The following is a 15005-nucleotide window of genomic DNA, read 5'->3' on the forward strand; positions in this document are numbered from 1 at the left end:
GTCGGGACGACGATGCGGCGCTGCTGGCCACCGTACGACACGCCACCACCGTCGCGCCGGAGATGACGGCGGGTTCCTCGAGATGGCCGAACAGGCTCGGTGCCACCCGCACCATTGACACGCAAGTAGCCACTTGCCTATCGTTCGGTTGTGGGTGATCTGTTCAAGGCTCTGGCAGACCCGACGCGGCGCGCGATTCTCGACGAACTCGTCGACCGTGACGGGCAGACACTCTTCGAGCTGTGCGCCCGCCTCGTCACCAAGTACGGGCTCGGGTCGTCCCGGCAGGCCGTCTCGCAGCACCTCGCGGTGCTCGAGGACGCCGGACTGCTCCACACCCGCCGGGAAGGCCGCTACAAGTTCCACCATCTCGACACCACTCCCCTGCGGGCCATCGCCGACCGGTGGCCCGTACCCGACCCGGACCGCGACAGGAAAGGACAGGCACCGTGAAGATTCACCTGACCAGCGTGCACGTCAACGACCAGGACAAGGCGCTGGCGTTCTACACCGACATCCTCGGCTTCGTGAAGAAGCACGAGGTCCCGCTGGGCGAGCACAAGTGGCTCACCGTCGTCTCCTCGGACGCGCCGGACGGCACCGAACTGGTCCTCGAGCCCGACGCGCATCCCGCCGCCCAGGCCTACATGAGGGCACTCGTTGCCGACGGTATCCCGATCACGTCCTTCGGCGTCGACGACGTGCAGGCCGAGTACGAACGGCTGACGGCGCTGGGTGTGGTGTTCACCCAGGCTCCGTTGCAGATGGGTCCGGTCACCACCGCGGTGTTCGACGACACCTGCGGCAACCTGATCCAGATCGCGAGTCAGGCCTGAGCCGGATCACCGCTGTGGTCGACGCATCCGCATGTAGTCGCTGACCACTGCCGCGCCGAGGCCGTCGAGGTCCGGAGCCACCACCCGGCCGCCGACCCGCTGCGCCATCCGGTCGACGACGCGGGCCAGGCCCGGGTCGTCGCCGAGGCGGAAGATCGTCACCTGTGCGCCCAGGCGGGCGAGCGTGTCGAGTTCGCGCACCGTCAGTCCCAGGGTCCGCACGCTCGGCGGATAGTCGAAGAACGCCTCCCCGTCGGGCTCGAGGTGCGCGGTGGGCTCGCCGTCGGTGACGATGAGCACGACGGGCTGTGCGTTGGGGTGCCGGCGCAGGTGCCGGGCCGCGAGCAGCAGCGCGTGGTGCAGGTTCGTGCCCTGATCCCACGCTCCGTCGAGGCCGGCCAACTCCGCCGCGGTCAGTACCTCGGCGTGCCGCCCGAAACCGATGAGCTGCAACGCATCCCCGCGGAACCTCGTCGTCACCAGGTGGTTGAGAGCCAGCGCGGTACGTTTCATCGGCACCCAGCGGCCGTCCATCACCATCGAGAACGACGTGTCCACCAGCAGCGCCACCGCCGCCTGCGCACGCTGCTCGGTCTCGGCGATCTCGACGTCGGACACCGACATCCGAACCGGCACCCGGCCCGGATCGCGCAGCACCGCGTTGGTGAGCGTGCGGGTGACGTCCCACGGCTCGGTGTCCCCGAACTCCCACGGCCGCGACGCCCCGGTCGGCTCGCCCATCGCCCCCGCGCGACGGGTCTCCCGCTGACCACCGCGGTGCGACAGCCGACCCGCGACGTCGCGCAGCGCGGTCTGCCCCAACTGCCGCATCGCCTTCGGCGACAGCCGCCACTGGCCGTCCGGTGCACGGTCGAAGAAGCCCTGCTGCTGCAGTGCCCGCTCGAGATCGGCGAGTGTCTTCGCGTCGGCGACGGCCTCGCCGCCGAGTTGCCGGGCCAATGCCTCGGTGTCGATGTCGTCGAGCTGGGCACCCGGATACTGTTGCGACAGTTGATCGGACAGTCGCTCGAGCTCCGCGACGTCCGCGAGGGCGGACGTGCCCTCCCCCAACCCCATACCGTCGTCGCCGCGGAACTTCTCGCTGCCGGTCCAGTCCTCGCCGGGACGCGCGGCCTGCAGGTGCGCGTCGAGCCGGTCCAGTTGGCCCATCAACGACGGATCACCGAACGCCTGCTGCGCCAACGCGTCCAGCTCGGCGCGCTGGTCCGGGGTGAGCGAGTTCCGCAGACGCTGGGCCGCGGCCGCCCGACGCGCGAGCGAGTCCAGCAGTTCCTCAGTGTTGCGCGGGTTCTCGGGGAAGTACTCACCGTGCTTGTCCATGAAGTCCCGGAACTGCTGCGTGGTGTCCTCGCCGCGAGCGTGACTGTCCAGCAACGTGTTCAGATCCTCGAGCATCTCGCGGATCCCTTCACGGTCCGCGTCGGTGGCCCCTTCCAGTGCCTGCTTCATTCCGGCGAACCGCTGGTCCAGCAGCTCCCGCCCCATCAGGTCGCGGATCTTCTCGTAGTCCTCGCGCGCCTGACTGCTCCGCCAGTCGTAGTCGACGAGATCGGACACCGCCTGCGCGGTCGACGGCGGAAGCTCCTCGATGCGCATCTCCGCGAAGCGCGCGTCGTCGTCGAGAGCGCGGGCGAGGGTCTTGCGTTCCTCGAGCACCGCGCGGTCCAGAAGCTCACGGATCTCGTCCAGGGTGCCCGCAAGATTGTTGCGCTCCAACAGTTCCCGTCGGCGCCGATTCGCCTGCGCGGCGAGGTCGTCGAGCCCGCGCCGGTCACCGGCGCCGCGCCGCAGGAACTCACGCAGCGCCTGCCGCGGCGACGCACCCTCGAGGACGTCGTCGCCGATCGCGGCCAGCGCGTCACGCAGATCCACCGGCGGGGCCAGTGGATCGCCACCCTCGTACGGGCCGTAACGCGCACCGCGAGACATCCTGTCTCCCTTCACCACTGCCGACTACGAGTAGACGGCCTGGCCGTTCTCGTCGGGGTTCTTCGAGATCCGCCGGGCGAGATACAGACCCTCGAGCGCGAGTTCGGCGGCCGACGCCAGCTCGCCGTCGGATGCGGCGCCGAGCCGGCCCGCCACCTCGTCGAGCACCTCGAGGTCGGGCAGCTCGCCCAGTAGCGCCTTCGCGGTGACCCGCTCGCCCGTGACCACCGGCTGCCCCAGTTCCACCGCCGTCACCAACGGGGCGAGGTCGATGCCACCGAGGCGGATCCGCGCAGTGTCCGCGGTGGCTCGCCGCAGCAGGTGCTCGAGGACCTCGAGCTCGCGCCCCTCCTCACCGGACTCGAACTCGACCTTGCCGCGCAGCACCTCGACGACGGTGCCGAGGTCGATGGGCCGCGCCACCGGATCGGCCTCCCCGAGGACGGCGCTGCGGTGCACCGCCGCCGCGCTGACGGTCTCCGCGCCCGCCACCGCGAACCGGGCCGAGACGCCCGACCGCTGGTCCACCGACGTCGACTCGCGCAGCAGCCGCGTGAACCGGGCCAGCACCTCGAGCAGGTGGTGCGGCACCTGCGCCTGCAGGTTCGCCTCCTGCTGGATCACGGCGATCTCGTCCTCGAGCAACGACGGGTAGTGCGTGCGGATCTCGGCGCCGAAGCGGTCCTTGAGCGGGGTGATGATGCGTCCGCGGTTGGTGTAGTCCTCCGGGTTGGCGCTGGCCACCAGCACGACGTCGAGCGGTAGCCGCAGGGTGTACCCACGGACCTGGATGTCTCGTTCCTCCATCACGTTGAGCAACGACACCTGGATCCGCTCAGCCAGATCGGGGAGCTCGTTGATCGCGACGATCCCGCGATGCGCGCGCGGCACCAGACCGAAGTGGATCGTCTCCGGATCACCCAGGCTGCGCCCCTCCGCAACCTTGATCGGGTCGACATCGCCCACCAGATCCGCCACCGAGGTGTCCGGCGTCGCGAGCTTCTCCGCGTAGCGCTCGCTGCGGTGCCGCCACTCGACCGGTAGCGCGTCGCCCAGTTCGGCGGCCCGGCGCACCGAGATCGGGGTGATCGGCTCGTACGGGTGCTCGCCCAGCTCGGACCCGGCGATCACCGGCGTCCACTCGTCCAACAGCAGATACAGCGTGCGCAGCAACCGCGTCTTGCCCTGCCCGCGCTCACCGAGCAGGACGACGTCGTGCCCGGCGATGATCGCCCGCTCGAGTTGCGGCAGCACCGTCTCCTCGAAACCGACGATCCCGGGCCACGGGTCGAGGCCGTCCCGCAGTGCCGCGAGCAGGTTCTCGCGCATCTCGTCCTTGACCGGACGCTGGACGTGCCCGGACGCGCGGAGCTCGGCGAGGGTCCGTGGCAGATCGGCAGGCGATGTGGCAGTCACCACTCCAAGTTACGAGTGTTCGGGCGATTCGGCACGCGGTACCGCCGTCGCGTACGAAGTGGGTGCCCAGCTCTGATAAACACGGGGCATGGCCGATACCGAGATCACCTTTGCCGCCGGCGACATCACGCTGCACGGAAGCCTCCGCATCCCCGACGGCGCCGACTCGGCACCCGCGGTGCTGTTGCTCGCGGGCAGCGGCCCCACCGACCGCAACGGGGACAGCGCGCTGCTGCCCGGCTCGATCGGCACCCTCGAGTTCCTCGCCGACGTCCTCGAGGAGCACGGTTTCGCGAGCCTGCGCTACGACAAGCTCGGCAGCGGCTCCACCGGTCTGGGCCCGTACGACGTCGAGGACATCGGTGACCTCGGATTCTCCGTGTTCACCGACTCCGCCGCCGCCGCGTTGGACTTCCTCGCCGGCCGGTCCGCCGTCGACGCCGACCGGGTGTTCGCGATCGGTCACAGCGAAGGTGCCCTGATCGCCCTGGCGCTGGCCGCCAACGGCGCGAACGTCGCAGGCCTGGGCCTGCTCGAGCCGCTGAGCGTGCGGCTGCTGGACCTGCTCACCACCCAGATCGACGGCCAGCTCACCGCGGTCGTCGGGGCCGGACAGTTGCCGGTCCATCTCGCCGACGAGCTGCGTCTGGCGCTCGCCGGGGCGGTCGAGTCGCTGCGCACCGACGCGACGCTCAGCGACGACCTGCCGGACCCGCTGCGCGCCGCCGGCCTCGTCCCGGCGAATGCCCGCGCGCTCGCCGAGGAGGACGCGCTCGACCCCCGCGAGCTGGCCGCCCAGCTGCCGACGGGCATGCCGGTGATCACCAGCTGCTCCGCCAAGGACATCCAGCTCGACTGCGGCGACGTCGACGCGCTCGACGTCGCACTCGCCCACACCACGCTGACGCCGGTGCGGATGACGACCGCGAACCACGTGCTCAAGGAGATCGGCGATGCCGCCTCCACCGGCGCCGACTACATCGAGCCGCTGCCGTGGTCCGCCGAGTTCACCACCGGTTTCGAGGGCTGGCTCGCAACCCTCCGCTAGACACCCTGCGGGGCCGCCGGCGACACGCTCTCGCAAAAACGAGATGTCGCCGAGCGGTCACTGCTGTATGGTTCTCCGTTAACCAACGGGCACACACGAGAAGGGTACGGTCACGATGCGCGTCGAAAGCCCCGCGAAGTATGCAATGCAGCTTTGCAGCAAGCATTTTTCTCACGATCACGTATTTGCAGCCGTACCCGCGTGGCGCAGCCCCGCAGCCTTCGATCGACGGCACCGAGAATGAGTCACCCGTAACCGGAACCATTCTCGGGCACCCGAAGGCACACCGCCTCGGGTGCCTTTTCTTTTGCCTCTTTCACCCATACACAGTTCAGGAGAACCATCATGAAGCTTCGACTCGGCGCTCTGAGCGCCCCCCAGCAGGACCTGCCCGGTGACCTCACCGGACAGGTCGTCACCCTCGACCTCAGTCACATCGACGCCGACCAGAATGCGGCAGCGGCAGAACTGATCAGCCGGCTACTCGCCCGCGGCGCTGCCCGACTGGTCATCTCGGGTACCGACGACGCCAACGCCCGCGCGCTGGTCGAGTCCGCACAGCACAACGCTCCCCCGTCCGGGCTCGCGGCCTGAGCGGCACGCGAACCCCGGACGAGGGAGCGCAGTAGAGCAGTCGATCAGTGCGCGAAGTGGCGCGCACCGGTCAGGTACAGCGTGACACCGGCGTCGCGAGCGGCCTCGATGACCTCGTTGTCGCGGACCGAGCCACCGGGCTGGACGACGGCGCGGACACCGGCGTCGAGCAGGACCTGCAGACCGTCGGGGAACGGGAAGAACGCGTCGGACGCGGCCACCGAACCCTTGGCGCGGTCACCGGCACGCTGCACCGCGAGATGCGCGGAGTCGACGCGGTTGACCTGGCCCATGCCGACGCCCACCGAGGCGCCGTCGTTGGCGAGCAGGATCGCGTTGGACTTCACGGCACGGCATGCGCGCCACGCGAATTCGAGATCCGCGAGGGTCTTCTCGTCCGCGGCCTCGCCGACGACGAGCGTCCAGTTGGCCGGGTTGTCGCCGTCCGCGTCCAGGACGTCGCGCTCCTGCAGCAGCGTGCCACCGGAGATCGGGCGCAGCTCGATGCCCGTCTCGGTGGGAGCGGCGGCCTCGAGAACGCGCACGTTCTTCTTGCGCTGGAGGACACCGATGGCCCCGTCCGCGTACGACGGCGCGATGATGACCTCGGTGAAGATGTCGGCGACCTGCTCGGCCATCTCGACCGTCACCTCGCGGTTGGCGGCGATGACACCACCGTATGCGCTGACCGGGTCGCAGGCGTGCGCCTTGCGGTGCGCCTCGGCGATGTCCGCGCCCACCGCGATGCCACACGGGTTGGCATGCTTGATGATCGCGACGGCCGGCTCGGCGTGGTCGTACGCGGCCCGCCACGCGGCGTCACCGTCGGTGTAGTTGTTGTACGACATCTCCTTGCCGTGCAACTGCTTCGCCTGCGCGAGGCCCGCAGGCTCGGAGGGGTTCTCGTACAGCGCAGCAGCCTGGTGCGGATTCTCGCCGTAGCGCAGCACCGCGGAGCGGTCCCACGTGGCACCGACCCACCGCGGGAACTGCGACAGTGCAGAATCTTCCGTCGCTTCGCTCGTCACGGACTCGACCAGCGTGGACGTCATCCAGGTGGCGACCGCGACGTCGTAGGACGCGGTGTGCTGGAACGCCTGCGCGGCCAGGGCGGTGCGCTCGAAGAGGTTGAAGCCACCGGCCTCGACCGCAGCGAGGACGCCCTCGTACTTCTTCGGGTCGACGACGACCGCGACCGACGGGTGGTTCTTGGCAGCAGCGCGCACCATCGACGGACCGCCGATGTCGATCTGCTCGACGCACTCGTCCGGGGTGGCGCCCGACGCGACGGTCTGCGTGAACGGGTACAGGTTCACGATCACCAGCTGGAACGCCTCGATGCCCAGCTCCTCGAGCTGCGCGAGGTGCTCCGGCTTCCGGGTGTCGGCGAGGACACCGGCGTGCACTCGGGGGTGCAGCGTCTTGACGCGGCCCTCGAGGCACTCGGGGAATCCGGTCAGGTCCTCGACCCTGGTGACCGGGATGCCGGCGTCGGCGATCTTGGCGGCGGTGGAACCGGTGGAAACCAGTTCGACACCCGCCTGGTGCAGGCCGGTGGCCAGTTCGACCAGGCCGGTCTTGTCGTAGACGCTGACCAGTGCACGGCGCACTGCCTTGCGTTCACTCACTTGGGATCACGGCCTTTCGTCCGTCGGAAACAACACCTCGGAGGGCGACGGAGGCCACGACCTCGGCCAGCAGTCGCCGTTCAACAATCTTGATGCGCTCGTGCAGCGTCGCCTCGTCGTCGCCGTCGAGCACCACCACCGGCTCCTGCGCCAGGATCGGGCCGGTGTCGATGCCGCCATCGACCAGGTGCACCGTGGAGCCGGTGACCTTGACGCCGTAGGCCAGCGCGTCGGGCACCGCGTGCGCGCCGGGGAACGACGGCAGCAGCGCGGGATGCGTGTTGATGATCCGGCCGCCGAAGCGTTCGATGAACGCGGGGCCGAGGATCTTCATGAAGCCGGCACTGACGATCAGATCGGGGCGGTGCGATCCGACGGCCTCGGTGAGCGCGACGTCCCATGCGGCGCGGTCCGCGTGATCGCGCAGCGCCACACGGAAGTGGTCGATGCCCGCGTCGTCGGCGTGAGCCGTTGCTCCGCAGTCGCGGTCGACGCCGACCGCGACGATGGTCGCAGGGTATCCGTCGGTGCGCGTGGCGGCGATGAGCGCCTGCAGCAGGCTGCCCGTCCCCGAGGCGAGTACGACGATCCGAGCGGGCACCGTGGGCCGCAGCTGGTCACGCGTGGCAGTCAGCGCACTACTCCTGGTTTTCGAGACGGTCGGGCCGCATCACGGGCCGGGTTAGAGCCTAGTCGCTGGGGGTCAGCGGACCGTCCGGCAGGTCGCCTTCTGCGGCCTCGGCTGCCTCGTCCGAGGTCGTCTCCGTCTCGTCCGTCCCCGGCGAGCTCTCCGGCTCGCCCGGCTCGTCCTGATCCTGCGGCACCGCCTCGACCTCCACGTCGATCACGTCGGTGTCGGCCACATCGGTCGGGCCGGCGGCGGAGTCGTCGACGAGTTCGCCCTCGAGCACCGTCTCCCCGGAGCCGTCGGAGGTATCGGGAGCGGCCGGCCCGGCCGCCGATCCCGGCTCGGATTCCGGTCCCGACTCCGCATCCGCGTCCGTGCCCGCTTCCGGCTCCGACCGGTAGCGCATCGACGGCAACGCGAGGCGCTTCACCTCGAATGCGAGTGCCGGGTCGTCCGCTCCGGTGTCCTCGAACGCTGCGGTCTCCGCAAACTTGTCGGACTTCTCGGTTCGTTCGGTCTCGTCTCCGCCGTCCGACTCGACGCCGTTGCGCCGCGCGATGAGGGTCGCGACTGCGAGACCGGGCAGTGCCAGGAACCCGAAGGTGATCAATCCCAGCGCGAGCGGCTCGACGCCGACGAATCCGTACGCCCCCAGCTCGCCGCCCGCGACGAAACCGACGGCCGCAGCCACCACACCGACGCCGGCGGCGGCGCACCCCACGGTGTACGCGGTCTCCTGCACGGGCAGGCGCAGACGACCGCAGTCCCGTCCGAGCAGTGCGCCGATCGCGAGCGGGACGATCAGCAGCACCGGCCACGCGGTCCCGACGAGTTCGCCGGGGACCCCACCGAGCACCGGGACCGGCGGCACCGGGCCCGCGACGATGTCGAACACGCTCACCGAGGTGCCACCGGCGTGCGCGGTACCGCCCACCAGGACCGCGACCGCCCCGACAGCGACGTTCGGCAGGTACAGCACCGACAGGACGGTGAGCCCCAGCACGCCGACCGGATCCGAACCGTCACCGAGGAGTGTCCCGACGTCGGACCATGACCACACCAGCGATGCGACCGTCACCGCGGAGCCCACCGCGAACAGGGCCAGCGCTGCTCGCGCTGCCGGGCGTGCCACCTCCGGACCCCAGGACGGGGCGCCTCGGCGCTCGCATTCCGCACGCCCCGTCGTCGCGACGACACCGGCCACCGCCACGACGAGGTGGATGCCCACGACCCATGCGAGGGCCTCGGCCGCGTTCGGCGCCTCGAGCGCGACGACGGACGTCGCGTCGGTGACCACCGCGAGCGCGATGAGCGTCATCACGAACGGTCCCGCGACCGCCGCGGCAACCACCCGTGCGGCGTCACGCAGCGTCGAGCGCGCGGTGACCGCGCGGGCACATCCGCGGGCGACGGCCCACATCATCACGGCCGTCGGCAGCAGCGGAAGTACCCCGAGCGGAGCGTCCGTGATGGTCAGCGAAACCTGGTGCAGCGCCAGCCAGCACGCGGCGATCGCCCCGACCGCCCCGGTCAGGTCGCTGTTCGACGCGACCAGCGTGACGATGACGACCGCACTGATCAGGACGATCGCGACACCGGTCGGGCGCAGCGCCACCCCGAGCAGAGCACGCACCTGATCGGTGTCGGGATCGGGTCGGTCGGAGATGTCGCGGCGAACACCGCGACCAAGCAGAGAAGTCATCGGTTCGAGGGTCGCACCCGTGCCCGGCGGCGGCGTTCAGGCGCGCCGAGGCGTGGCGTGGCCCACTCGATCACTTCTTCTCGTCGTCCGGGTTCTCGGTCTGGGCACCGAACGCCTGGGTGGGCGCGCCCGGCGAATCGGGAGAACCGGCCGGTGCGGCGGGGGGCGCCGACGGCGCCTCGGGCTGCGGCGTCTGCTGCTGCGGAATGTGCTGCGTCGGCTGCTGCGCCTGGTACGGCTGCTGACCGGCCTGGAACTGTCCGTAGCCGGCCGTGGGCTGCGACTGCTGAGGCTGCGCGTACCCCTGCTGCGGATAGCCCGGCTGCGGCTGACCGGCCTGACCGTAGGTCGGCTGCTGCGGGTACCCCTGGGCGTAGCCCTGCTGGCCACCCGGAACTCCGTACCCCTGCTGGGGTGCCTGGCCCGGGTATCCCTGCGGGTGACCGTAGGCGGCGGGGTGGACGTGGGTGCGAGTCGGTCGACCCTGCGGCTGCTTGACGAGTCCGGCACCGAACAGGAACACCGCCGTCGCGATCACCGCCTGGATGAACGCCAGGATCAGGATCATGACGCCGCCGCCGGCGAGGCTGCCGCCGGTGGGAATGTTGAGCATCAGGACGAACGACACGAGGAAGCCGACGAGCGAGGCCGCCGCAGCGGGGCCGGCGTAGGACTGCTTGGGCAGCAGCGTCAGACCGGCCAGCAGTCCGCCGAGGAGCAGGAAGCTGAGCGGGAGAGTGCCGTCGCTCTCGAACGCGTTCGCCGAGAACTCGAGGCCGTACCTGGAGCTCGTCGAGTTCTTCAGGTAGGGAGCGAACCCGAGGAGGAAGTTGACGACACCCAGCGCGAGGACCGCAATACCGAGATAGAACGACAAACTCTTCGTGCCGTTCGCCGCCGGCGGCTGCGAGGGCTGACCGAAGCCGGACCCTCCGTCGGTGTAAGTCATGTCTGCTCCTAGTCGACGTATCAAACCCCATGAACGCTACCCTGATCATCCACGCGAATCATCGGGAAAGGTGTCGGCGAGACCGCGACGACTCCGGTGGCAGACACGCCGCGTGTCCGGTCGCGCTGCACCGCACGGGAAAATGGGCTCATGCCCTTCACGCTGCCAGCCGGTTCCGACGTCGAGACCGAGACCGAGGTCAAGCATTCGCGCTTCATCGCGGTGCTCCGGCGGATCGACGGCCCGTCCGACGCCCAGGAATTCGTCGACGAGCGGCGCCGCCGGTATCCCGACGCGCGGCACCACTGCTGGGCGTACATCACGGGCAACGGCCCGTCGGACCGGATCGAGCGGTCGAACGACGACGGCGAACCGGGCGGTACCGCGGGGATTCCGATGCTCCAGGTCCTGCGGGCCCGGGACCTCGTGGACGTGGCGGTGGTCGTCACGCGCTACTTCGGGGGCATCAAGCTCGGTGCCGGCGGGCTGGTGCGCGCGTACTCGGGCGCTGTGGTCGCCGCCGTCGACGAGGCGGTCGCCGCGTCGGCGTTGCTGAGCCGGGAACGCCTCGAACTGGTGTCCGTCGAGGTGGGCCACGACACGGCCGGACGCATGGAGTCCGAACTCCGCGCCCGCGGGGTGAGCGTCGTCGACGCCGCGTACGGCGCCGCGGTCACCTTCACGCTCGCGACCCGCAATCCCACCCAGCTCGCGTCGATCGTCGCCGAACTGACTTCCGGCGCAGGTGAACTCACGCCTGCGGGGGTTCAGTGGGTGGACGTCTGACTGTGCCGCCCACCGAACGCGAACGGCGCTCGCGGCCAGGCGGAAGGCCTTGGCTGCGAGCGCCGTTCGTGTGATCGGACGTCGATCAGAGGTTCTTCAGGATCTCCCGAGCGAGAGCAGCGGTCTCGGACGGCGTCTTGCCGACCTTGACGCCGGCCGCCTCGAGGGCGTCCTTCTTGGCCTGCGCGGTGCCCGAGGAACCGGAGACGATGGCGCCGGCGTGGCCCATGGTCTTGCCCTCGGGAGCGGTGAAGCCCGCCACGTAGCCGACGACCGGCTTGGTGACGTTGGCCTTGATGTAATCGGCGGCACGCTCCTCGGCGTCGCCACCGATCTCACCGATCATCACGATGACCTTGGTCTCGGGATCCTTCTCGAACGCCTCGATGGCGTCGATGTGGGTGGTGCCGATGACCGGGTCGCCGCCGATGCCGATGGCGGTCGAGAAACCGTACTCACGCAGCTCGAACATCATCTGGTAGGTCAGGGTGCCCGACTTGGAGACCAGGCCGACCGGGCCCTTGCCGGCGATGTTCGCCGGGGTGATGCCGACCAGCGCCTCACCCGGGGTGATGATGCCGGGGCAGTTGGGGCCGATGATCCGGGTCTTGTTGCCCTTGTCGACGTTGTAGGCCCACGCGTAAGCGGAGTCCTGGACCGGGATGCCCTCGGTGATGACCACGAGCAGCGGGATCTCCGCGTCGATGGCCTCGACGATGGCGTCCTTCGAGAAGGCCGGGGGGACGAACGCGATGGAGACGTCCGCGCCGGTCTCCTTCATGGCCTCGGCGACGGTCGCGAAGACCGGCAGCTCGACGGCGTTGCCGTCCTTGTCGGTGTGCGAGACCGTGGTGCCGGCCTTGCGAGCGTTGACGCCACCGACGACCTGGGTGCCGGCCTTGAGCATCAGGGCGGTGTGCTTGGTGCCCTCGCCGCCGGTGATGCCCTGGACGATGACCTTGGAGTCCTTGGTCAGGAAGATAGCCATTGTTGTGTGTCCCTTACTTCGCTGCGAAGGCGAGCTCGGCAGCCTTGTCGGCAGCCTCGTCCATGGTTGCGACGACCGTCACCAGCGGGTGGTTGGCCTCGGCGAGGATGCGACGACCCTCTTCGACGTTGTTGCCGTCCAGGCGCACGACGAGCGGCTTGTTGGCCTCGTCGCCCAGGGTCTGCAGCGCACCGACGATGCCGTTGGCGACCGCGTCACACGCGGTGATGCCACCGAAGACGTTGACGAACACGCTCTTGACCTGCGCGTCGTTCAGGATGACGTCCAGGCCGGCAGCCATGACGGCAGCCGAGGCGCCGCCACCGATGTCGAGGAAGTTGGCGGGCTTGACGTTGCCGTGCTTCTCGCCTGCGTAGGCGACGACGTCCAGGGTCGACATGACCAGGCCGGCGCCGTTACCGATGATGCCGACCTCGCCGTCGAGCTTGACGTAGTTGAGGTCGTTCTCCTTGGCCTTGAGCTCGAGGGGATCGGTGGCGTCACGATCCTCGAAAGCCTCGTGGCCGGGCTGACGGAACGCAGCGTTCTCGTCCAGCGTGACCTTGCCGTCGAGGGCCAGGATCTGGTCGTCGGGCGTACGGACGAGCGGGTTGACCTCGACGAGGAGAGCGTCTTCCTTGATGAAGACCTCCCACAGCTTCTGGATCGTGTTGGCCGCGGCGTCGAGCACCTCGGCGGGCAGCTTGCCGGCCTCGGCGATGCTGCGCGCGAACGCGAGGTCGACACCCTTGACGGCGTCCACGGGGATCTTCGCGAGGGCGTCGGGGTTCTCCTCGGCGGTGACCTCGATCTCGACGCCACCCTCGACCGAGCACATGGCCAGGTACGTGCGGTTGGTGCGGTCCAGCAGGAAGGAGATGTAGTACTCCTCGGCGATGTCACTCGCCTCTGCGACCAGCAGCTTCTTGACGACGTGGCCCTTGATGTCGAGGCCCAGGATCGCCTCGGCGTTCGCCTGCGCGGCATCCGCGTCGGGCGAGTACTTGACGCCACCGGCCTTGCCGCGGCCGCCGACCTTGACCTGTGCCTTGACCATCACGGGCTTGCCGATTTCCTCGGCGATCTCGCGGGCACCGGCGACAGTGTCGGTAACACGGCCGGCCGACGTCGGCACGTCGTGCTTGGCGAAGAGTTCCTTCGCCTGGTATTCGAAGAGATCCATCTGCTCACCGTCTCGTCTGCGTTGACGCCCGCTCGAGGGGTAGGAGCGGGTCCGTGTCGGACTTTAACTAGTTCAATCAATCGACTATCGCTCGCCCACATGCTATGTGGCATATGTCACGCGTCGACAGTCGTCGCGGCACGACTCACCGCGGGTTGCGATACCCGGCGAGGGTCGCAGTCCCGGCGAGGAGCGCCACGGCAAGGATTGCAGGTGCGACGCCCGGGCCTGCGACCGGATCCGTCAGACGACCCGCCGACAGTGACCACGCCACGAGATGACAGGCCATGATCACGGCCGCACCTGCGAGAAGAGCGGCCGCGCGGGCCGCGCGGGCATGCACTGCGACCAGCACCGCAACGACGACGACCACGGCCGACAACGCCTGTCCCCACGCGTCCCATCCCCATGGGAACCGCCCGAGGGACGCGGCCGTTCCGTCGGCCCCGCGGTACAGCGGGAGCACGTAGGCGAGGACAACCGCGGTCGCTGCGAGGACGCCGACGACCACCACCGAACGGACCGGGTCGACGCGTTGCGACGTGTCGACGTCGTCGCGTTCGGCCGCGCCCGCGAATCCCGCCAGCAGCCCCGTCACGACCGCGACGAGCGCCGCGGCGGCCATGAGCCAGCTCCCCGCACCCAATCCGACTCCGGGGATCTCGAGGGCCGCCAGGGCGCTCTGCGCGACGCTCGCGACCGCGGCGACCACCGACACCCACAGCACGCCGACGACGGGACGGACGAGGGCCGCGAACTCCGACATCAGCAGCCACACGGCCGCGATCGCGATCAGCGCCGCCGCGACCAGCACGACTCGGGTCGCGGGCAACTCGGGAGCCGGGAGCGGATCCGGGACTGTCAGCACGGGCAGCAGCGCGCCGGCGCCGGCCAGCAACCCGGCGCAGATTCCCGCGACGCCCGTGGCGGTGTGCCATCGGCCGACGGTTTCCCGCGGTGTCGACCGGGCTACCGCACGATCCCGGTGCCCCGCGACGGACAACTCCGCCGCGCGCTGCTCGCGGTGTCGCGCGGCGACGGGGATCGACACCGCCGCAGCGATCAGCAGCACGGCGCCGACCGTGCCCCACACCGCGCCCGGGCCGGGAGCGAGGCGGTCGTCGACGAGCCCGGCGGCGAGCCGGCTGCCGACCAGCCCGAGCGCCGCCACACCGGGCTCCCCCGATCGCCCCGGCGGCCACCGCGACGTCGGTCGACGCCAGCGCAGCGGCGACGACGATCAGAACGGCTACGGCGACGACCACCGCACCGATCGGGGTGGCACCGTCCGAGGCGA

At 69.8% G+C, this 15005-nt stretch carries 14 protein-coding genes; 5 read left to right on the top strand and 9 right to left on the bottom strand.

Features of this window, described 5'->3' with window-relative positions:
* Positions 1–150 precede the first annotated feature (150 nt).
* Together J2X34_RS08980 and J2X34_RS08985 are read left to right on the top strand one after the other, a co-directional pair.
* On the top strand, positions 151–453 hold the full coding sequence (locus J2X34_RS08980) for an ArsR/SmtB family transcription factor (protein ID WP_114718193.1): 303 nt from the start codon (positions 151–153) through the stop codon (positions 451–453).
* Complete coding sequence (locus tag J2X34_RS08985) at positions 450–836, top strand: VOC family protein (protein ID WP_114718192.1); 387 nt, start codon at positions 450–452, stop codon at positions 834–836. Before J2X34_RS08980 ends, J2X34_RS08985 begins: the two co-directional genes overlap by 4 nt.
* Before the next feature lie 6 nt (positions 837–842).
* On the opposite strand, the gene J2X34_RS08990 is transcribed toward J2X34_RS08985, so the two are convergent.
* Together J2X34_RS08990 and J2X34_RS08995 are read right to left on the bottom strand one after the other, a co-directional pair.
* Positions 843–2786 (bottom strand): vWA domain-containing protein, encoded by a 1944-nt coding sequence (locus tag J2X34_RS08990; RefSeq protein ID WP_429516676.1) that lies wholly within the window; start codon positions 2784–2786, stop codon positions 843–845.
* 24 nt (positions 2787–2810) lie between these two features.
* Positions 2811–4202: an ATP-binding protein gene (locus J2X34_RS08995; RefSeq protein WP_174908769.1), complete on the bottom strand. Its 1392-nt coding sequence runs from the start codon at positions 4200–4202 to the stop codon at positions 2811–2813.
* An 88-nt stretch (positions 4203–4290) separates the two neighbouring features.
* Between J2X34_RS08995 and J2X34_RS09000 the strand changes: the two genes are divergently transcribed.
* Positions 4291–5250: an alpha/beta hydrolase family protein gene (locus J2X34_RS09000; RefSeq protein ID WP_114718190.1), complete on the top strand. Its 960-nt coding sequence runs from the start codon at positions 4291–4293 to the stop codon at positions 5248–5250.
* Positions 5251–5595: 345 nt separating this feature from the next.
* Complete coding sequence (locus tag J2X34_RS09005) at positions 5596–5844, top strand: hypothetical protein (protein ID WP_114718189.1); 249 nt, start codon at positions 5596–5598, stop codon at positions 5842–5844.
* A gap of 44 nt (positions 5845–5888) precedes the next feature.
* Here the strand turns inward: J2X34_RS09005 and purH are convergent, their stop codons facing one another.
* From purH to J2X34_RS09025, 4 genes are all read right to left on the bottom strand, one after another.
* On the bottom strand, positions 5889–7472 hold the full coding sequence (gene purH, locus J2X34_RS09010) for a bifunctional phosphoribosylaminoimidazolecarboxamide formyltransferase/IMP cyclohydrolase (protein WP_429516679.1): 1584 nt from the start codon (positions 7470–7472) through the stop codon (positions 5889–5891).
* On the bottom strand, positions 7465–8073 hold the full coding sequence (gene purN / locus J2X34_RS09015) for a phosphoribosylglycinamide formyltransferase (RefSeq protein WP_429516681.1): 609 nt from the start codon (positions 8071–8073) through the stop codon (positions 7465–7467). Before purN ends, purH begins: the two co-directional genes overlap by 8 nt.
* Positions 8074–8161: 88 nt before the next feature.
* Positions 8162–9802: a cell division protein PerM gene (locus tag J2X34_RS09020; protein WP_429516683.1), complete on the bottom strand. Its 1641-nt coding sequence runs from the start codon at positions 9800–9802 to the stop codon at positions 8162–8164.
* A 70-nt stretch (positions 9803–9872) separates the two neighbouring features.
* Positions 9873–10751: a DUF5336 domain-containing protein gene (locus J2X34_RS09025; RefSeq protein WP_429516685.1), complete on the bottom strand. Its 879-nt coding sequence runs from the start codon at positions 10749–10751 to the stop codon at positions 9873–9875.
* A 150-nt stretch (positions 10752–10901) separates the two neighbouring features.
* On the opposite strand from J2X34_RS09025, the gene J2X34_RS09030 reads away from it, so the two are divergent.
* On the top strand, positions 10902–11537 hold the full coding sequence (locus J2X34_RS09030; RefSeq protein ID WP_114718184.1) for an IMPACT family protein: 636 nt from the start codon (positions 10902–10904) through the stop codon (positions 11535–11537).
* A gap of 85 nt (positions 11538–11622) precedes the next feature.
* On the opposite strand, the gene sucD is transcribed toward J2X34_RS09030, so the two are convergent.
* From sucD to J2X34_RS09045, 3 genes are all read right to left on the bottom strand, one after another.
* Positions 11623–12525 (bottom strand): succinate--CoA ligase subunit alpha, encoded by a 903-nt coding sequence (gene sucD, locus J2X34_RS09035; protein ID WP_114718183.1) that lies wholly within the window; start codon positions 12523–12525, stop codon positions 11623–11625.
* A 13-nt stretch (positions 12526–12538) separates the two neighbouring features.
* The gene (sucC, locus tag J2X34_RS09040; protein WP_114718182.1) at positions 12539–13708 is read right to left on the bottom strand and encodes an ADP-forming succinate--CoA ligase subunit beta; all 1170 of its coding nucleotides are present in this window, start codon (positions 13706–13708) and stop codon (positions 12539–12541) included.
* Positions 13709–13853: 145 nt separating this feature from the next.
* A complete protein-coding gene (locus J2X34_RS09045; protein WP_429516688.1) occupies positions 13854–14879 on the bottom strand; it encodes a hypothetical protein in 1026 nt (341 codons plus the stop codon).
* Between the last annotated feature and the right edge of the window lie 126 nt (positions 14880–15005).

This window comes from Rhodococcus sp. BE178 (assembly GCF_050433545.1).
Lineage (GTDB): Bacteria > Actinomycetota > Actinomycetes > Mycobacteriales > Mycobacteriaceae > Prescottella.

Excerpts from the sequence above, each read along its gene's own strand:
- J2X34_RS08990 (WP_429516676.1), bottom strand. The coding sequence starts at position 2,786 with ATGTCTCGCGGTGCGCGTTACGGCCCGTACGAGGGTGGCGATCCACTG.
- J2X34_RS09000 (WP_114718190.1), top strand. The coding sequence starts at position 4,291 with ATGGCCGATACCGAGATCACCTTTGCCGCCGGCGACATCACGCTGCAC.
- J2X34_RS09005 (WP_114718189.1), top strand. The coding sequence starts at position 5,596 with ATGAAGCTTCGACTCGGCGCTCTGAGCGCCCCCCAGCAGGACCTGCCC.
- J2X34_RS09020 (WP_429516683.1), bottom strand. The coding sequence starts at position 9,802 with ATGACTTCTCTGCTTGGTCGCGGTGTTCGCCGCGACATCTCCGACCGA.
- J2X34_RS09025 (WP_429516685.1), bottom strand. The coding sequence starts at position 10,751 with ATGACTTACACCGACGGAGGGTCCGGCTTCGGTCAGCCCTCGCAGCCG.
- J2X34_RS09030 (WP_114718184.1), top strand. The coding sequence starts at position 10,902 with ATGCCCTTCACGCTGCCAGCCGGTTCCGACGTCGAGACCGAGACCGAG.
- sucD (WP_114718183.1), bottom strand. The coding sequence starts at position 12,525 with ATGGCTATCTTCCTGACCAAGGACTCCAAGGTCATCGTCCAGGGCATC.
- sucC (WP_114718182.1), bottom strand. The coding sequence starts at position 13,708 with ATGGATCTCTTCGAATACCAGGCGAAGGAACTCTTCGCCAAGCACGAC.